We start from the raw sequence: 18,823 nt of genomic DNA, 5'->3' as shown, positions 1-18,823 counted from the left end.
CAAGCACCGGCGCACGGCGATTGCCGCTATGTTTCCACACTTCTCAAGCGCCAGCACCGCATAATATCGGCTTAAACCTTGTCCACCCGCTCGCGCGCCGCCCCCGTCGGCACCATCAGGCAGTGATCGACCAATGAGTTCGGACCCCAAGGCCGCCCCGCGGCGCCGGTATCTGCCACTGTTGGCACTCAGCCTGGCCGGCGTCGCGGCGGTGCTCGCCTGGCTGTATTGGCCCGGCGGCGCCGAGGTGGCGAGCGGCCAGGGCGGGCCGGGCGGCGGTGGCAAGGAGCGGCCGGTGCCGGTGGTCGCCCAGCCGGTGCGCAGCGGTGACTTGCAGGTGTACTTGAGCGGCACCGGCACGGTCACGCCGCGCAATACGGTGACGATCCGCACCCGGGTGGACGGCCAACTGATGCGGATCGCCTTTGAGGAGGGTCAATACGTCCAGGCGGGCGACCTGCTGGCCGAGATCGACCCCCGACCCTCGCAAATGCAACTGCTCCTGGCGCAGGGCGCGCTGGCGCGCGATCAGGCACTGCTGGAGAATGCGCGGGTGGACCTGGAGCGCTACCGCACACTCTACCAGCAGGACTCGGGCTCCAAGCAGCAATGGGATACCCAAAAGTCTCTGGTCGGTCAGTACGAAGGGGCGATCAAGTCGGACCAGTCGCAGATCGACAGCGCCAAGCTCCAACTCACCTATTGCCGGATCACCGCGCCATTCAGCGGGCGGCTGGGCCTGCGCCAGGTCGACGCGGGCAATGTCGTGCATGCCACCGACCCGGCCGGGCTGGTGGTCATCAACCAGATGCAGCCCATCCTGGCGGTCTTCACCCTGCCCGAGGACAACCTCTCGGCCATCCTGCGCCAGGTCCGCGCGGGCGAGCGGCCCCCAGTGGATGTCTACGACCGCAACCAGACGACCAAGCTCGCCAGCGGCGAACTGGTCACCCTGGACAACCAGATCGACCCCACCACCGGCACCATCCGGCTCAAGGCGGAGTTTGCCAACGAGGACGGGGCGCTGTTTCCCAATCAGTTTGTCAATGTCCGGCTGCTGATCGACTCACTGCACGACGCCACCTTGGTCCCGACCGCGGCGGTCCAGCGCGGGGTGCAGGGCACCTTTGTCTATGTGGTCGGGGCGGACCAAAGGGTCAGCGTCCGGCCGGTCAAGCTCGGCCCGACCGAGGGCGAGTTGGCCGCGGTGGCGGACGGGCTCAAGCCCGGCGAGCTGGTGGTGGTAGACGGCACCGATAAGCTGCGCGAGGGGGCCAAGGTGGAACTGGGCAGCCGCGACGGCCCCGCCGCGGGCCAGGCCAAAGGTCCCGCCTCCGGCCCGGCGGCCGACGCGCCCCCGGGACAGGCCGCGGCCCCGGAGCGCCGTCACCGCCGATCCGCGCCTTGAGCCCGGTGCGCGGACGCGACCGATGAACCTGGAAAAAAGAGTTATCACGCCAAGGCGCCAAGCTCGCCAAGGTTTTTCAGTGTGTTCTCAATGCTGGGCCATTCACCCGCCAGGCGATCTGGATGCGTGGCCTATCTTGCTGTTTTCTTGGCGAGCTTGGCGCCTTGGCGTGAGCAATTCCCGGACTTAGGATGAACCCCTCCCGCCCATTCATCGAGCGGCCGGTGGCGACCTCGCTGCTGATGGTCGCCATCTTTCTCACCGGTCTGCTGGCCTATCACCTGCTGCCGCTCTCGGCCCTGCCCGAGGTCGATTATCCGACCATTCAGGTGGTCACGCTCTATCCAGGCGCGAGCCCGGACGTGATGACCTCGTCCGTCACCGCCCCCCTGGAGCGTCAGTTCGGGCAGATGCCGGGCCTCAATCAGATGTCGTCCACCAGCTCCGGCGGGGCCTCGGTGATCACCCTCCAGTTCGTCCTCGATCTCAGCCTCGACGTGGCCGAGCAGGAGGTGCAGGCGGGGATCAATGCGGCCGGCACCCTGCTGCCCACCGACCTGCCGAGCCCGCCGATCTACAGCAAGGTCAATCCGGCGGACACCCCGATCCTGACCCTGGCACTGACCTCGGACACGATGCCCCTGTATCAGGTCGAGGACCTGGCCGAGACCCGGCTGGCGCAGAAGATCTCCCAGCTTCCCGGGGTCGGCCAGGTCAGCCTGAGCGGCGGTCAGCGCCCGGCGGTGCGGGTGCGGGTGAACCCGGGGGTGCTCGCATCCTATGGGCTGGGGCTGGAGGACCTGCGCACGGCACTGGGCAATGCCAATGTGAATCAGCCCAAGGGCGGCTTCGACGGACCCACCCGTGCCTCCACCATCGACGCCAATGACCAGATCGGCTCGGCCGCCGACTATCGCCCGCTCATCGTCGCCTATAAGAACGGTGCGCCGATCCGTCTCTCGGCCCTGGCCACGGTGGAAGAGGGCGCGGAGAACCAGCGATTGGCGGCCTGGGCGGATGAGTCGGCCGCGGTGATCGTCAATATCCGCCGCCAGCCCGGTGCCAACGTGATCGAGGTGGTCGACCGCATCAAGGACCTGCTCCCGGAGCTGCAAGCGACCCTGCCGGCCACGGTGACGGTGCGGGCACTGACCGACCGCACGCTCACCATCCGCGCCTCGGTGCGCGATGTGCAGTTCGAGCTGATGCTCGCGGTGGCCCTGGTGGTGCTGGTGATCTTTCTGTTCCTGCGCAGCATCCCGGCGACCCTCATCCCCAGCATCGCGGTGCCGCTGTCGCTGGTGGGCACCTTCGGCGTCATCTATCTGGCCGGGTTCAGCATCAACAATCTGACCCTGATGGCGCTGACCATCGCCACCGGTTTTGTGGTGGACGACGCCATCGTAATGATCGAAAACATCTCGCGCTATATCGAGCGGGGCGACCCGCCGCTCACGGCCGCGCTCAAGGGCGCCGAGCAGATCGGCTTCACCATCATCTCGCTCACCTTGTCGCTGATCGCGGTGCTGATCCCGCTGCTCTTCATGGGCGAGGTGGTGGGGCGGCTGTTCCGCGAGTTTGCGATTACGCTGGCGGTCGCGATCCTGATCTCGGCCGTCGTCTCGCTCACCCTGACCCCGATGCTGTGCGCCAAGTGGTTACGCCAGCGGCCGACGGCCGCTCCCGGGGCCGGTAATTGCTCACGCCAAGACGCCAAGGCGCCAAGAAAGCAAACGCAATCCCTGGATTCCTCCAAGCAGCCGCCAGATACATCACCCGCCGTTGATGACACAGCAAATGCCCTTGGCGTCTTGGCGCCTTGGCGTGAAAACTCCTCCTCCCAGGACCATCCGTCCGGCGGCCGGTTCTTCGCTGCCATACTGCGCGGCTACGCCCGGATGCTCGGGTGGGTGCTGGAGCATCAGGGCGCGACCCTGGTGGTGGCAGTCGCGACCCTGGTGCTGACGGTGGTGCTCTATATCGTCATCCCGAAGGGATTCTTTCCAGTCCAGGACACCGGCCTGATCCAGGGCATCTCGGAGGCGTCGCAGTCGATCTCGTTCCAGGCGATGGCGGAGCGCCAGCAGGCGCTGGCGCGGGCGGTACTCCAAGACCCGGCGGTCGCGGGCGTATCCTCCTTCATCGGCGTGGACGGCACCAACACCACGCTCAACAGCGGCCGGCTGCTCATCGATCTGAAGCCCCGCGCACAGCGCCCGAGCGCATCCGCGGTCATCCGCCGGCTCCAGCCCAGGCTGGCCGAGGTCCCCGGCATGACGCTGTATATGCAGCCGGTGCAGGACCTGACCATCGAGAGCCGCGTGAGCCGCACCCAGTATCAGCTCTCGGTCCAGGACGCGGATGCGGCCGAACTGCGGCTGTGGGTTGGCCGGCTGGTGGAGCGGCTGAGTCGGCTACCCGACCTCACCGAGGTGACGAGCGACCTGCAAAGCGAGGGGCTGCGGGCCTCGATCGACATCGACCGCGAGGCGGCCGGGCGGCTGGGCGTCACGGTGGCAGCCATCGACAATGCGCTTTATGACGCCTTCGGTCAGCGGCTGGTATCCACCATCTTCACCCAGTCCAATCAGTATCGGGTGGTCCTGGGGGTCGAGCCGCGGTTCCAGATCGGGCCGGAGGCGCTCAAGCAGATTTATGTGCCGACCAGCGGCGGGGTCCAGGTACCGCTGGCGGTCGTCGCCCGTTTCAGCGAGCGGGCCGGGCCCTTGGTGGTCAACCACCTGAGCCAGTTCCCGGCGGCCACCATCTCATTCAACCTGGCGCCCGGTGCCTCGCTCGGCAATGCGGTCGCGGCGATCGAGGCGGCCCAGCAGGAGCTTGGGATGCCGGCCAGTGTGCAGACCGGCTTTCAGGGCGCGGCCCTGGCCTTTCGCGCCTCGCTGGGCAATCAGGTGTTCCTGCTGCTGGCGGCGGTCGCGACCATGTATATCGTGCTGGGCGTGCTCTATGAGAGCTACATCCACCCGATCACCATCCTCTCGACCCTGCCCTCGGCCGGGGTCGGCGCCTTGTTGGCGCTCATGCTCGCCGGCCAGGACCTGGGGGTGGTGGCCATCATCGGTATCGTGCTGCTGATCGGCATCGTCAAGAAGAATGCGATCATGATGATCGACTTCGCGCTGGACGCCGAACGGCGCGAGGGCAAGACGCCGCGCGAGGCGATCTACCAGGCCTGCCTGCTGCGTCTGCGACCGATCCTGATGACCACCTTTGCCGCCCTGCTGAGCGCGCTACCCCTGATGTTTGCCACCGGGATGGGGGCCGAACTGCGCCGGCCCCTGGGGCTGGCGATGGTCGGGGGCCTGCTGTTGAGCCAGGTGCTGACGCTCTTCACCACCCCGGTGATCTATCTTGCCTTCGACCGGCTGGCCCGGCGTGCCACGCGGGGCCTGAATGCGGCAGCCGAGACCTGAGCCCACCTTGGTCTTTTACCGTGGAAGTCGCGCCGGGAGCGCGCTCCAATGCGCTCTCCCCCCTCGTGGGGGAGGGCGGGGTGGGGGGCCGGCCGGCGCCCGCAACTTTCATCTTGCGGGGTGGTGCGGGCGCCATGGCCGTTAGCCGGATGGCGGTTCCGCGGACCCTCTCCCCCAGCCTCCGGCGGTGCCGACTCCAGCCGTTCAGTCGTGAGGTCCAGCGCGGCGGGGCGCTGGAGGTTTTGACGTTTGTGGACCGCTACAGCAACCGACCGCTTGAAAAGGCGGTTCTCGCCAATACCCTCAGCCACTGCCATTCGAGGCGCTGAAGACGAGACGGCCTGGACACTGGAGTAAACGCTGCCATGAGCACCTCGACCTATGCACTGTTTGAGCGCAAGGGCCATTGGCTCACCGGCGTTCTGGGCGCCTTTCGCGATAATCGCCTTGCCTTCCTCGCTGAGAGCGCGCAGCTCGCGCCCATCGTCAAGTTCCGGCTCGGCCACCGGCGCGTCTATCTGGTGTCGCATCCGGACCTGATCCGCGACCTACTGGTAACCCAGCAGCGGCATCTGGCGCGGGATCCACTCGTGCGCAAAATCCTTGAGAAGACCCTGGGGGTGGGTCTGCTGACCAGCGAGGGCGAGGAGTGGAAGCGCCATCGCCGCATGATCGCGCCCGCCCTGCACCTCCAGCAGGTGCGCGGCTATACCGACATCATGGTGCGCCAGGCGCGCGCCCTGACCGAGTGCTGGCAAGACGGACAGGAGGCCGATGTGGAACAGGAGATGGACGGGCTCACGCTGTCCATCGTCACCGCGGCGCTCTTCAGGGTCGACAGCGCCGCCCACGCGGAGACGATTGCCGCCACGGTTCCGGCCTTGCAGGCTATCGCCACGCGCCAGTTCGACCGCCTCATCCAGGTCCCGGATTGGCTCCCGACCCCGGAACATCGCCGCCAGCGGGCGCTCTGCGACGACCTCAACCGCATCGTCTTGGGCGCAATCCGCCAGCGTCGCGCGAGCGGCGCGGAGGGCGACGACCTCCTGACCATGATGGTGCATCGAACCGACCCCGAAACCGGCGCGCGCATGTCCGACGAGGAGATCCGCGCCGAGGTGCTCACACTCTATCTCGCCGGCTACGACACCACGGCCCTGACGCTCACCTATGTTTGGTATCAGCTGGCGCGCCAGCCGGAGATCGCGGCGCGTTTCCATGAGGAGATCGATACCGTCTTGGGCGGGCGCGCGCCCGGATTCGATGACCTGGAGCGCCTGCCCTATACGCGGATGGTCTTCAAGGAGGCATTACGTCTCTACCCGCCCGCCTATTTCATCGTGCGCGCCGTGGCCGAGCCGCTCGAACTCGGCGGGCACCCGATTCCGGTCAACAGCGTCCTCATGATGAGCGCCTATGCCATGCATCGTCACCCCGACCTCTGGGAGGACCCGGAGCGCTTCGATCCGGAGCGCTTTGCCAAGGATGCCGAGAGTGGCTGGCACAAGTTCAAATATTTTCCCTTCGGGGGTGGCCCGCACATCTGTATCGGGAACCAGTTCGCGCTGGTCGAAGGCCCGCTGATCCTGGCGACCATCGGGCAGCGCTACCGATTCGAGCTCCGGCATCCGAGTCAACAACTTGAACTGGAGCCTCAGATCACGCTTGGGCCCAAAGGGGGCATGCCGCTGCGATTGCACCGGCGCACGCCGCCTGGCTACCAATGCCGTTAAGTTAAGCCGTTCGTGGTGAGCTTGTCGAACGGCTCCATTCTCACCATGGCGGGGAAAGCGCCTGTCTACGTCGAGGCGCTCGCGGTAAAGGACGGGGAGATCGCGCTTGCGGGCAGTATGGATGCCGCGCTCAAGATGAAGGGTGACGCGACCAAGGTCGTGGACCTCGGCGGCAAGGCGCTGCTGCCCGGCTTTCTCGACGCGCACAGCCATTACATCAATTCGCTCCTCGTCGCCAACCAGTGCAAGCTCTATGCGCCGCCGTCCGGCGTCGGCAAGGACGTACCCAGCATCATCGCCGAGCTGAAAAAATGCGCCACCGAGCGCAACATCCAAAAGGGCGGCATGCTCTGGCGAAGGCACTCGCGTCCGTTGACGGCTTTCAGGTCACCGGCGACGAACTGACGCTGTCCAGCAAGGGAGACGTGGTCGCCAAGTTCTGACATGAATAATACTTTTTGAGAAGCATTACTAACATGAAACGAACCAGACATCTGCTCGCGCTGGCCCTCGGGCTGGCGCTCATCGGGGCGACCTCCTCACAGGCGGCGGACGCCAAGAAACCTAACATACGTCACCGCACAATTTGGCAAGAACCACCTCGGCGACCGCGACGAGATGATGCCCACGCAACACGGATTCGATGAGTTTTTCGGCAATCTCTATCACCTGAATGCCGAGGAGGAGCCTGAAAACGAGGACTATCCGAAAGACCCGGAGTTCAGAAAGAAGTTTGGTCCGCGTGGCGTGATCCACTCATGGTTGAATGCCGACGGCACGCAACAGATCGAGGATACCGGTCCGCTCACCAAGAAGCGCATGGAAACAGTGGACGAGGAAACCACGGCGGCGGCGCTGGCTTGGATGGAAAAAGCGCAGAAGAGCGGCAAGCCGTTCTTCCTGTGGTGGAACTCCACCCGCATGCATATCAACACCCATTTGAAACCCGCCTCGGCCGGTAAGACTGGCCACGGCATCTATGCCGACGGGATGGTCGAACACGATGGGATGGTCGGGCAGTTACTCGCCAAGCTCAAAGAGCTCGGCATCGAGGACAACACCATCGTCATTTACACCACCGACAACGGGGCCGAGTCCTACTCCTGGCCTGACGGCGGCACCACGATGTTTCGCGGCGAAAAGAATACCAACTGGGAGGGCGGCTATCGCGTTCCTTTTGCGATCCGCTGGCCCGGCACCATCAAACCCGGCACCATCAACAACGACATCGCCAACCTCGAAGACATGCTGCCGACGTTGCTCGCGGCTGCCGGAGAGCCGGAGGTGACGGCCAAATTGCTCGAGGGAGAGACGGTGGGCGCCAAGACCTACAAATTTGATCGCCCCTGCGGCTGCGTATATCGGGCAGTGGCTGCAAAGCTTCCGTGAGTTTCCCCCGCGCCAGAAACCCGGCAGTTTCAACCTCGACCGCGCGATGGAAGAGGTTTCCAAGCCGCAAGGCAGCGGCAATTGACGCTCTTTTGGCAACCGCGAAGGTGATGCGAACACGGTCGTCGCGCCGCGCTTCGCGCGGATGCGGCGACGCGTCGATGGGCCGTCGCCGGCCCGGCGTCGATCATAATCCCGGCCAGCGGTGTGCGTAGTCAGGGCTTCCAGCCCTGACGGGGTCAGGCCAAGATGGCCTGACTACGCACCTGGCGAGACCAAGTGGCCGGAAGAATGATCAAGGCCGCCGGCCCCGGTCGGCCCGGCCCGGCACGGCGTGACATCCTGGCCCGACCTGACGTGAACGACGCACGGACTCCATGTTCAGTCGACGATGCGAATATCAGGTTGCTTCCAAACGCCGTTCAGCACTTCAGGCTTCGGTCCGTACAGGCGGGTGATGATCGAGAATGGTCCCGGCGGCGTCGGCAGCCAGTTCGATTCTCGTTCCGGTCCCGGTGAAACGCGCTGCACGTAGATGGTCAGCGAACCGTCCGCGGCGTACTTGATGTGTGTGCTGTTGCTGCCGACCGAGTAGCGATCGATCGGATTGTCGACGACTACTCCCAGGCCGCCACGGCATCGATATCCGGCAGCACCCACGTCTTGTCGTAGTAGCCCTGCGGGGGGCCGTAGAGGCGCAGATACGTGAACCAGGCCTTGCCAGGGACGGTCGGAATCCAGTTCTTGAGCTTCGCGGTAGGTCGATCCCGCGCCGGGGTGCCGGCCCGTCGTGTCGTCCGAGGCGGTCACGGCTTCGTAGAACCACGCGGCGCGCTCGTCCAACTGGTCATAATTCTCGACGTGCTGCGATGGATCGAGGTGCATCGCGAGCTTCCAGTGGCGGCCCGGCCAGAAAGGCTCGGCGATGCGTTTGTCGAAGGTGTTGGCCTTGGCCATCGCCTCGCCTGCGACGACCGCTTCTTCAAGAACCTTCTTCTGCTCGGGCTTGGGGTCGAACGGCTTGCCCTTCTCGATGCCGATCGACTTCAACATGCCCATGAACAAGCGGTCGCGCTCGGCCACGGGTTCGCTGTCGATCGCCTCCTGGACACGCTGCCAATACTCGAGCCCACGCGGCTGCGTGCCCGACCACTTTCGCCCTGCCGGCGAAATGACTCGGGCGGCTGTCGGCGCGCCGCGCTGCGCGTACGGGAACCTCGACGACCAATGGCCCCTCCTCACCGAGATCGGCGAACGCGATGATCGCGGCGGCAATGTCGTTGAGTGCCATGAAGCTGCTCTCAAGACGTTTTCCCAGCGACCGCCCTCTGTACGATGCCGCACGGAGTGCGCCCGCCCTTGTGTTTAGTCTGTCGTGGCGGTGCTTGAAGACTGCCTCTTAGCCGCGCCGCCGCCGGCCACGCTGGCGGGGCACGGTCGCATGACTGACCATAGCAAGATCCCGGAGTTAGACGATGACACACCACATCCGTACCCTTTCACTCAGCGCGACCCTGGTCATGGCGTGTGCCGCCTGGTCCGGGGGGGTGGCGGCGCAGGCCGCACCGCCGGGCCCCATGAGCTTCTCCGATATGGACAAGAACGGCGACGGTTCCGTGACCGCGCAGGAGTTCGCCACCGCCCACAGCGAGCGGATGGCGGCCCGCGCGGCCCAGGGCGCCCCCATGCGCGGCGCGGCCAACGCCCCGAGCTTCGCCGACTTCGATCAGAATGGTGACGGCAAGATGACCCCGGCCGAGTTCGACGCCGGGCGTCAGGCACGGATGCAGGGCCGCCCGGGGATGGGTATGGGACCCGGCATGGGTATGGGACCTGGCATGGGCGGTGGTCCTGGCGCCGGTAACTAGGCTATTGTTTTGCCGCTGATGAAGATCGAGCAAGGCCCTGGCTGAGGGCCTCGGGCTCGCGGCCTGTCACACCCCGTTCGCGAACACGAAGGGCAGGCTGGTGCTTTCCCGGTAGGCCGCGCCGCCCACCACCCGCTCCGGCGCGATGCCCCGGCGGGCCTCGAGCAGGGCGTCCGCGATGCGCCGGTCGTGCAGACGGTAGCGCTCGGGCAGGGCGATGCCGCGCGCGTCCGGGCAATCGTCGCGGAAGATGTGGCGGTAGAGCTCGCTCATCATGCCATAGCGGGCCGCCATCAGGGTGTTGGTGGCCTGTTTGATCTGGCGCAAGCCGTCGCGGTCGTGGTTGAAGAAGCTGGTGACCAGCATCACGGAGATGGCATGCAGCACGTCGTACTGGACGTGGGCGATGAACACGAACAGGTGGCGCTGGGTGAGCGGCACATCATTCTTCCACGCCCAACGGATCGTGCCGCCCAACAGCAGGCTGAAGAACTCGGGCACGCCCCATTCCATGCCCAGACCCACGGACGCCAGGGATTCCACCAGCGTGAAGTCAGGATGGCCGGAGAGCAGGCGCTGGGTGAGCACGTTGTCGGCCACGCCGGGCAGCATGGGCACGTCCTGTTCCTCGAAGGGCACGGCCAGGCCCTCGAACAGTTGGCGGTACATGCCGATGTGGGTGGTGGACAGTAGCAGGTCGTGCAGGGCCGGGTAGTCGGCGATGGCATGGGTGCCGACGCCGTATTCGTCCGCCAAGAGCTGGGCCAGGACGATCTGGGCCAGTTCGGAAATGCGCTCGTTCAGGCAGCCGTAGGGCAGGGGCATCAGGCCGGAGAAGCGACCCAGGGCGAGCGACACGCACTGGCGGGTGTTCTTGATCTGGTTGAAGTAGTGCAGGGCGAAGGCGGTGAGCTGTGCCTGGTCGAAGTCGCCCTCGAACACCCGCACGAAGAAGGGATGGCGCCACACCGGGTGGTCCATGACGTGGTCGTGCAGGTCCTCGAACAGCGTCTGCAATCCCTGGGGCTGGAACAGGTCCAGCGTGGGGAAGCGGTTGCCCGGGTCCTTCGCCGCGATGGTGCGCAACTCGGTCAGCAGGGCGTTGAGTGGGTTGTCCGCGTGCTCCAACTGGCCGACGATTGCCGAGAAGTCCCGCTGCTGGCTGGTCTTGAAGCCCGCCAGCACGGCCTCGGCATCGAGGTTAAGCAGGTCCGGCATGGGATGGACGCCCGCGTTCAGCAGGGGCGTGCCACCAGGTGAGACGGTGAGCAGGTCGGTTAAGGCGGCGGCTGGGGTCATGTCGGGGTCCGTGCTTGAGTGTATGAAGAGCAGTTGTCACGCCAAGGCGCCAAGCTCGCCAAGGATCAGCGCGCCGGGGCCGCCTTGCGCTCGACCTTGGCCCGCGACTCCATGTCGTTGAGCACCGCGTCATAGGAGTGGCGGCCGAGCATTTGACCGAGCATGTACACCGCCGGGTCCGGGGTGCCGGGCTTGGCGGCAGGCTTCACCTCACCGTCCTCAATCTTGGTGACACGCACGACGGCGGCGTCACCGTCCTCCAGGGTGGCAGTACCGACGCTGGCCGAGCCGGTCGCCGGGACCGGCAGGGTGAAGGCCACGCTCAACACGGCGGCGGGGACCTTGGGGTCATTGCGGCCCACCAGCCCGGCCTCCTCCACCTTCGCGTCACCGGCGACCGCCGCCCAGTCGGCGCCGCCGCGCAGCTTGTCCGCGTCGGCGCTCGCCGCCGCCGCCGCGGCCCGCTGCGCCTGCTCCTTGCGCAACGCGGTGACGATCTCGGGGCGCACCTCATCCAGTGGCCGGGTGGACGCCTCGCGGTGGTCAACCACGCGCAGCACCACGGACTGCAAGACCTCCTTCTCGGGCTCGATCAGGTCGCTGTTGCGGTGCTCGTTCAGCACCTCGTCGCTGAAGGCGGCCGCAGTCACCTTGGGTTGTCGCAACACGCCCTCGCCGCCCGCGCGACTGATCCAGTCGCTGTGCTGGATCTCCATGCCAAGCTCCTGAGCCGCCGGCACCAGGCTGTCGGAGGACTCATAGACCAGATTGGCCAGGCGCTCACCCTGATCGTAGAAGAGTGACTCGGCCTTTTGCTTGGCCAATTCGCCGCGCAATTGCTCGCGCACCTCACCCAGTGGTTTGACCGCCGCGGGGGTGATGGACTGCACCTGGATCAGGTGATAACCGAACTTGCTGCGCACCGGCTCGCTGATTTGGCCCACCGGCAAGCTGAAGGCGGACTGCTCGAACGCGGGGTCCCAGATGCCCTTTTCGATCTCACCCAGAGACCCACCCTGGCTCGCGCTCCCGGGGTCCTTCGAGACGGCCTTGGCGACCGCGTCGAAGGCCTCGCCGCCTTCGATGCGCTTGCGGACCCCTTCAATCTCGGCCAGCGCCGCCTGGTTGGCCGCCGCATCGGCCTCCGGGGGCACGGTGATCAGTATGTGCCTGACTGAGCGCCGCTCGGGCCGACCAAAACGGGCCTGATCGGACTCATAGGCGCGGCGAATATCCTCGTCGGAGACGCTCGTCTTGGCCGCAAGACCGGCCACGTCGAGGACCAGATAGTCGAGCTTGACCTGTTCCGGGACCTGAAAGCGCTTGGGATTGGCCTCGTAATAGGCGGCGATCGCCTGATCATCGATAGGCGCGTCGCCCAAGAACCCGGCGATCGGCACCCGCAACCAACTCAATTCGCGCCGTTGGCCGGTCAGCCGCTGGTATTGTTCGCGCTCGGTCTTGGTCACCAATTCGCTGCCGGCGACCGCCCGCACCAGTTGGCTGCCGACCAGGCGCTGGCGCAGTTGCGCCTCGAACTGCGAGGGCGAGAGCCCTTGATACTTAAGGGCCTGCTCGTATGCCGCGTTGTCGAAATGCCCATCCTGCTGGAAGGCTGGCTCGGCCAGGATCTGGCCACGTAACACCGGGTCGGCGACCCGCAGACCCATACGATTGGCGGCATCGACCACCAAGGCCTCTCGGATCATCGCATCCAACGCCTCCTGGCGCAGGCGCTTGTCATCGAACTGCGCCGGATCATAGGCCGCCCCCATTTGCTCGCGCAATTGGATACGCTCGGTCTGTACCCGGTGATCGAGTTCACGCTCACTGATCTCATGTCCATTGACCAGGCCCGCCACCGGCTCACTCCCCCCGCCGATATAGGACTGAATGCCCCAGAGCGCGAACGGTATACTGATCATGATGATAATCAGCCAGGCGAACCACCCCTTAGCGCGATCGTGAATTTGCTGCAGCATGACTCGATACTCGAACGGGATTCAGTAAAAGAGGATTCTAACGCACAAACAAAAACGGGGTACCCTTAACGGATACCCCGCTTCTGCGGATTGGCGGAGCGGACGGGGCTCGAACCCGCGACCCCCGGCGTGACAGGCCGGTATTCTAACCAACTGAACTACCGCTCCAGAATGCGCACTGAATTGCGCTTCCCTGTTAATTGCCACAGGTCGCAATGACGTGGGGCAGACGCTTGGTGGGTGCTGCAGGGATCGAACCTGCGACCCTCGCCTTGTAAGGGCGATGCTCTCCCAGCTGAGCTAAGCACCCTGATTGGGCACCTGTTGCGGTCATTGACTCTAGGACCACTCGTTGTTGGGTGCCCTTTAGGGGGCGCCCTAACAACGAACCGCTATTGTATCGCGTCTTTGAGCGCTTTGCCAGCCTTGAAACCCGGAGTTTTCGATGCCCCGATCTCAATCGCCGCGCCCGTCTGGGGATTGCGCCCAGTGCGGGCCGCCCGCTCCTTGACTGAGAAGGTCCCGAAGCCGATCACGGAGACCGTGTCGCCGTTCTTCAGGGCCAGCGCGATGGCGTCGGTGAAGGCATCCAACGCCCGCCCGGCAGCCGCCTTTGGGATATCACCCGCGTCCGCCATCACCTCGATCAGATCCGATTTGTTCATTTTTCCCCCAACTATCCTGGCCACTGTTCCGCGAGTACACAATTACCGGCAGCGCCGTCGGTTACCCCGGCCGCCCTCAGGCGAGCCGGCGACCCCACCGGGCGCGATTGCCGCGACCCCGAATGCTAAAGCGGAGTGCGCGGCGGGGCAACCGGGTTTTTCCCCGTCGGGCGCACAAATCGTCAAAAAACCTCAGTGCCGGGTCCGCACCGGCTGGTCGCGCACCGGATCTGCGACCTTTTCCGGGGCATCTTCCTTGGGGCTGGCCGCGTCACCACCCTCGGCGGCGGTGTTGATCAGCTCCGGCCGGCGGGTCAGGGCAATATCCAAGACCTCGTCGATCCAACGCACCGGGCGAATATCCAGGTTCTGCTGAATGTTTTTTGGGATCTCGGTCAGGTCCCGCTCGTTGTCACGCGGGATGATGACGGTGTCGATACCGCCACGGTGGGCCGCCAGCAACTTCTCCTTGAGCCCCCCGATCGGCAAGACCTCACCACGCAGGGTAATCTCGCCGGTCATGGCAACATTCGAGCGCACCGGGATCTTGGTCAGGGCCGAGACCAGCGCGGTACACATCGCCACGCCGGCACTGGGGCCGTCTTTGGGTGTTGCGCCCTCGGGGACGTGGATGTGCATGTCAAAGATGTTGTGAAAGTCCGGCGCGATCCCCAGGGCATCGGCGCGCGAGCGCACTACCGTCATGGCGGCCTGGATCGACTCCTGCATCACGTCACCCAGTTGCCCGGTGTAGGTAAATTTCCCCTTACCGGGGACCAGGGCGGACTCGATGCGCAGCAACTCCCCGCCCACCTCGGTCCAGGCGAGCCCGGTCACCTGGCCGATCTGGTCGCGCTCATCGGCCCGACCGAAGCGGAAACGCTGGACGCCGAGATATTTTTCCAGTGATTTGGCGTTGACGGTGGTCGCGGTGTCGCGCTTCTTCAGCAGCACCTCCTTCACCACCTTGCGACAGATCTTGGAGATCTCGCGCTCCAGGTTGCGGACCCCAGCCTCGCGCGTGTAATAACGCACGATGTCGCGCAAGGCCGATTCGCGAATGACCAGTTCCCCGGACTTGAGCCCGTTGTTCTTGGTCTGCTTAGGAATCAGATAACGCTCGGCGATCGCGACCTTTTCATCTTCGGTGTAACCGGAGAGCCGGATCACCTCCATGCGGTCCAGCAACGCCGGGGGGATGTTCAGCGTATTGGCGGTGGCCACGAACATCACCTCGGACAGATCGAAGTCCACCTCCAGATAGTGATCGTTGAAGGTGTGATTCTGCTCCGGGTCCAGGACCTCCAGCAGGGCGGACGCCGGATCGCCCCGGAAATCCATCGCCATCTTGTCGATCTCATCGAGCAAAAAGAAGGCGTTGCGCGACGCCGCCTTGGACAGGTTCTGGATGATCTTGCCCGGCAGCGCGCCGATATAGGTCCGGCGATGGCCGCGGATCTCGGCCTCGTCGCGCACCCCACCCAATGACATGCGCACAAACTTGCGGTTGGTGGCACGCGCAATGGACTGGCCGAGCGAGGTCTTGCCGACGCCGGGCGGACCCACCAGACACAGGATCGGACCCTTGAGCTTGCGCACGCGCTGTTGTACCGCCAGGTATTCCAGGATGCGCTCCTTGACCCGCTCCAATCCATAGTGGTCCTTATCCAGCACCTGTTCGGCGACCCGGATATCGTTGCGGATGCGGGTGCGCGCCTTCCACGGCACATTGACCAGGGTGTCGACATAATTGCGCACCACGCTCGCCTCGGCGGACATGGGCGACATGAGCTTTAACTTGTTGAGCTCCGTCTGGGCCTTGGTCTTCACCTCCTTCGGCATCCCGGCATCTTCGATCCGCTTGGCCAGTTCCTCAAGCTCGTTGGGCACCTCATCGAGCTCGCCCAGTTCCTTCTGGATGGCCTTCATCTGTTCGTTGAGATAATACTCGCGCTGATTCTTCTCCATCTGGCGCTTGACCCGACCACGGATGCGCTTCTCCATCTGAAGCAGGTCGTTCTCGGACTCCATGAGGCCCATCAGATGCTCGATCCGCCCCTGGATATCGGTCATCTCCAGGACGCGCTGCTTCTCGTCGAGCTTGAGCGACATATGCGCCGCCATGGTATCGGCCAAGCGGCCGGCCTCGTCGATACCGGCCAGCGAGGTCAGCACCTCGGGCGGCACCTTCTTATTGAGCTTGACATACTGATCGAACAGGGTGATCGCGGAGCGGATCAACACCTCCTGCTCGCGCTCGTCGGCGTCCAGGGTCTCGGGCAGGGGCGCAATCAGGGCCGAAAAGGAGTCATCGGTGGTGACAAAGCGGGTGATGCGCGCCCGCTGATTGCCCTCCACCAGGACCTTGACCGTCCCGTCCGGGAGCTTTAAGAGCTGGAGGATGCTGGCCAGCGTGCCGATCTGGTTCAGGTCCTTGACGCCTGGGTCGTCCACGTCCGCACTCTTCTGGGCCACGAGCAGGATCTGCTTGTCGTGGGCCATGGCCCCGTCGAGCGCGCGGATCGATTTGTCGCGGCCGACGAACAAGGGGATGACCATGTGCGGATAGACCACCACGTCGCGCAGCGGCAGGACCGGGACCTCGGGGGAGCCGGTAAGTGATCGCGAAGATTCTTGCTGTGCCATTGACACTCTCTGTGCTGGAACGCTCGTGGGGGGTAGGCGACCAGACCGCGGAGTGCGCGTCAAGTCCCTGGGCAAGTTGCCGGCAGAGCGATCCGCGGCTGATTGGATCGCTAAAGAATCGGGGCTGAGCGAGCCGGATTCAATGGCTTGGCCTCAACCAGCTCACCACTGGTGCAACCGCCATGGGCTGGCCAGCCCATGGCGGTCGCCTCGGCCAGGGATAGATCAGGAATCAATCTCCGGAGGCAACTTGCTTTTCGAGGCCTTCGTAGATGAGGAAGGGCCGGTTCTCACCCATGATGACCGAGCCGTCCAAGACCACCTTGCAGACGCTCTTCATTGACGGCAGGTCATACATGGTGTCCAACAGCACCTGCTCCATGATAGTGCGCAGGCCGCGCGCCCCGGTCTTACGCTCCATGGCCTTTTTGGCGATACAGCGCATGGCGTCATCGCGCAACTCCAGTTCCACACCCTCCATCTCGAACAGGCGTGCGTACTGCTTAACCAAGGCGTTCTTGGGCTCGGTGAGGATGCGCATGAGGGCCGCCTCGTCGAGCTCCTCCAGCGTCGCCATCACCGGCAGACGGCCGACGAACTCCGGGATGAGGCCATAACGGATCAGGTCCTCGGGCTCTACCGCGGCCAGCAACTCACCAATCTGGCGCTTGTCGTCCTTGCTGTGGACATCGGCGTTGAAGCCGATCCCGCCCTTGCGGGAGCGTTGCTGGATGACCTTATCGAGCCCGGCAAAGGCGCCACCGACAATAAACAGGATGTTCGAGGTATCGACCTGCAGGAACTCCTGTTGCGGATGCTTGCGCCCACCCTGAGGCGGCACCGAGGCGACGGTCCCCTCGATCAGCTTGAGCAGGGCCTGCTGTACACCCTCACCTGAGACGTCGCGCGTGATCGACGGGTTGTCCGATTTGCGCGAGATCTTGTCGATCTCGTCGATATAGACAATCCCGCTCTGCGCCTTCTCCACATCGTAGTCGCACTTCTGGAGCAACTTCTGGATGATGTTCTCGACGTCCTCCCCGACATAACCGGCCTCGGTGAGGGTGGTGGCGTCGGCGATGGTGAAGGGGACATTCAGCAGGCGGGCCAGGGTTTCGGCCAACAGGGTCTTGCCGGAGCCGGTGGGACCGATGAGCAGGATGTTGCTCTTGGCGATCTCGATCTCTTCCTTGGCCTCCGAGACCTCCAAACGCTTGTAATGGTTATAGACTGCGACCGCAAGTACACGCTTGGCGTATTCCTGACCGATGACGAACTCGTCTAAGCTCTCCTTGATCTCGCGCGGCTTGGGCAACTTGCTGGTGGCATCGCCCACCCCTTCCTGCATCTCCTCGCGGATGATGTCGTTGCAGAGCTCGACACACTCGTCGCAGATAAACACGGAGGGGCCGGCGATGAGTTTGCGGACTTCATGCTGGCTCTTGCCGCAGAACGAGCAATAGAGGAGTTTGCCCTCGTCGCTCTTACCGTGGTTACTTCCACTCATCGGGAATGACACTCCGGGGGTCAGTTGGCGACAGGAACCAGGGGGGGCCTGTCGAAGCTGTATCAATCATAACGGTTTGCGCCGGGATGGCAAGGCGGGGAGCAGCGGCGATCGGATATCGGACCGCGCCGGGAACACGGCGCGACGCCGCCCCCCCCCGCAATCCCTCAAGCCGGGCCGGGCTGGACGCTAGGTCGAATCAGGCCTTGCCCAGCGCGGGACCCCGCTCGGTCAACACCTTGTCGATCAGACCATAGGCCTGGGCCTCGTCACCGCCCAGGAAGCGGTCACGTTCGGTGTCGTCGGCGATCTTCTCGATCGGCTGACCGGTGTGATGGGCCAGGATGCCGTTGAGTCGATCGCGCAGCAGGAGGATCTCGCGGGCATGGATATCGATATCGGTCGCCTGGCCCTGAAAACCGCCCAACGGCTGATGGATCATCATGCGCGAGTTGGGCAGGCAGTGGCGCTTGCCCGCCGTCCCGCCGGCCAACAGGAGCGCGCCCATGCTCGCCGCCTGACCGATACACAAGGTGCTGACGTCCGGACGAACGAAGCACATGGTGTCGTAGATCGCCAACCCGGCCGTGACCGAACCGCCGGGCGAGTTGATATAGAGGTGGATGTCCTTGTCCGGGTTTTCGGACTCCAGAAAAAGCATCTGGGCCACCACCAGATTGGCCATGTAGTCCTCGACCGGCCCTACCAGGAAGATGACCCGCTCTTTCAGGAGACGCGAGTAAATGTCGAAAGAGCGCTCGCCGCGCGCCGTCTGCTCAATGACGATCGGCACCAGTCCCAGCCCCTCGGGCCTCCACTGCGTGCCACTCACGGGCTTGATCATGCTATCTGCTTCTCTCATCTGCGCTGTCGATCCAACCGTGCGGGCGTC

General features: G+C 64.6%; 14 protein-coding genes and 2 tRNA genes. 6 read left to right on the top strand and 10 right to left on the bottom strand.

Features of this window, described 5'->3' with window-relative positions; all coding sequences use genetic code 11:
• Positions 1 to 133 precede the first annotated feature (133 nt).
• The 5 genes from QZX93_RS01245 (at position 134) to QZX93_RS01225 (ending at position 7,964) form a co-directional block, all read left to right on the top strand.
• Entirely contained in the window at positions 134 to 1,408 is a 1,275-nt protein-coding gene (locus tag QZX93_RS01245; protein WP_295388810.1) for an MdtA/MuxA family multidrug efflux RND transporter periplasmic adaptor subunit, read from the top strand.
• A 191-nt stretch (positions 1,409 to 1,599) separates the two neighbouring features.
• On the top strand, positions 1,600 to 4,842 hold the full coding sequence (locus tag QZX93_RS01240; protein WP_295388809.1) for an efflux RND transporter permease subunit: 3,243 nt from the start codon (positions 1,600 to 1,602) through the stop codon (positions 4,840 to 4,842).
• Between the two features lie 365 nt (positions 4,843 to 5,207).
• Positions 5,208 to 6,575 carry a cytochrome P450 gene (locus tag QZX93_RS01235; RefSeq protein WP_295388808.1) on the top strand — a complete coding sequence of 456 codons (1,368 nt, stop codon included), beginning with the start codon at positions 5,208 to 5,210 and terminating at the stop codon, positions 6,573 to 6,575.
• Between the two features lie 21 nt (positions 6,576 to 6,596).
• Positions 6,597 to 6,980 (top strand): amidohydrolase family protein, encoded by a 384-nt coding sequence (locus QZX93_RS01230; RefSeq protein ID WP_295388807.1) that lies wholly within the window; start codon positions 6,597 to 6,599, stop codon positions 6,978 to 6,980.
• 213 nt (positions 6,981 to 7,193) lie between these two features.
• On the top strand, positions 7,194 to 7,964 hold the full coding sequence (locus QZX93_RS01225) for a sulfatase-like hydrolase/transferase (protein ID WP_295388806.1): 771 nt from the start codon (positions 7,194 to 7,196) through the stop codon (positions 7,962 to 7,964).
• A 381-nt stretch (positions 7,965 to 8,345) separates the two neighbouring features.
• Here QZX93_RS01225 and QZX93_RS27235 read toward each other — a convergent pair whose 3' ends face one another.
• Positions 8,346 to 8,624 (bottom strand): DUF1214 domain-containing protein, encoded by a 279-nt coding sequence (locus QZX93_RS27235; RefSeq protein ID WP_366759457.1) that lies wholly within the window; start codon positions 8,622 to 8,624, stop codon positions 8,346 to 8,348.
• On the bottom strand, positions 8,582 to 8,701 hold the full coding sequence (locus tag QZX93_RS27230; protein ID WP_366759455.1) for a hypothetical protein: 120 nt from the start codon (positions 8,699 to 8,701) through the stop codon (positions 8,582 to 8,584). The genes QZX93_RS27235 and QZX93_RS27230 overlap by 43 nt, the downstream gene beginning before the upstream one ends.
• Positions 8,702 to 9,439: 738 nt before the next feature.
• Here QZX93_RS27230 and QZX93_RS01215 point away from each other — a divergent pair.
• Positions 9,440 to 9,832 carry an EF-hand domain-containing protein gene (locus QZX93_RS01215; protein ID WP_295388804.1) on the top strand — a complete coding sequence of 131 codons (393 nt, stop codon included), beginning with the start codon at positions 9,440 to 9,442 and terminating at the stop codon, positions 9,830 to 9,832.
• Positions 9,833 to 9,898: 66 nt separating this feature from the next.
• Here the strand turns inward: QZX93_RS01215 and QZX93_RS01210 are convergent, their stop codons facing one another.
• The 8 genes from QZX93_RS01210 to clpP form a co-directional block, all read right to left on the bottom strand.
• Positions 9,899 to 11,131 carry a hypothetical protein gene (locus QZX93_RS01210; RefSeq protein WP_295388803.1) on the bottom strand — a complete coding sequence of 411 codons (1,233 nt, stop codon included), beginning with the start codon at positions 11,129 to 11,131 and terminating at the stop codon, positions 9,899 to 9,901.
• Positions 11,132 to 11,196: 65 nt separating this feature from the next.
• On the bottom strand, positions 11,197 to 13,113 hold the full coding sequence (locus tag QZX93_RS01205) for a SurA N-terminal domain-containing protein (RefSeq protein ID WP_295388802.1): 1,917 nt from the start codon (positions 13,111 to 13,113) through the stop codon (positions 11,197 to 11,199).
• Between the two features lie 91 nt (positions 13,114 to 13,204).
• A tRNA-Asp gene (locus tag QZX93_RS01200) sits at positions 13,205 to 13,281 on the bottom strand.
• A 66-nt stretch (positions 13,282 to 13,347) separates the two neighbouring features.
• Positions 13,348 to 13,423, bottom strand: a tRNA-Val gene (locus QZX93_RS01195).
• Positions 13,424 to 13,505: 82 nt separating this feature from the next.
• Positions 13,506 to 13,778, bottom strand: a complete 273-nt coding sequence (locus QZX93_RS01190) for an HU family DNA-binding protein (RefSeq protein WP_295388801.1) — start codon at positions 13,776 to 13,778, stop codon at positions 13,506 to 13,508.
• Between the two features lie 192 nt (positions 13,779 to 13,970).
• The gene (gene lon / locus QZX93_RS01185) at positions 13,971 to 16,424 is read right to left on the bottom strand and encodes an endopeptidase La (RefSeq protein ID WP_295388800.1); all 2,454 of its coding nucleotides are present in this window, start codon (positions 16,422 to 16,424) and stop codon (positions 13,971 to 13,973) included.
• A 232-nt stretch (positions 16,425 to 16,656) separates the two neighbouring features.
• The gene (gene clpX, locus QZX93_RS01180) at positions 16,657 to 17,931 is read right to left on the bottom strand and encodes an ATP-dependent Clp protease ATP-binding subunit ClpX (RefSeq protein WP_295388799.1); all 1,275 of its coding nucleotides are present in this window, start codon (positions 17,929 to 17,931) and stop codon (positions 16,657 to 16,659) included.
• A gap of 199 nt (positions 17,932 to 18,130) precedes the next feature.
• Positions 18,131 to 18,775, bottom strand: a complete 645-nt coding sequence (gene clpP / locus QZX93_RS01175; protein WP_295388798.1) for an ATP-dependent Clp endopeptidase proteolytic subunit ClpP — start codon at positions 18,773 to 18,775, stop codon at positions 18,131 to 18,133.
• Between the last annotated feature and the right edge of the window lie 48 nt (positions 18,776 to 18,823).

Source organism: uncultured Thiodictyon sp. (assembly GCF_903946935.1).
Taxonomy (GTDB): Bacteria; Pseudomonadota; Gammaproteobacteria; order Chromatiales; family Chromatiaceae; genus Thiodictyon.
Note: the sequence above shows the minus strand (reverse complement) of the source record. Positions and strands in the feature narration are given on the sequence as shown.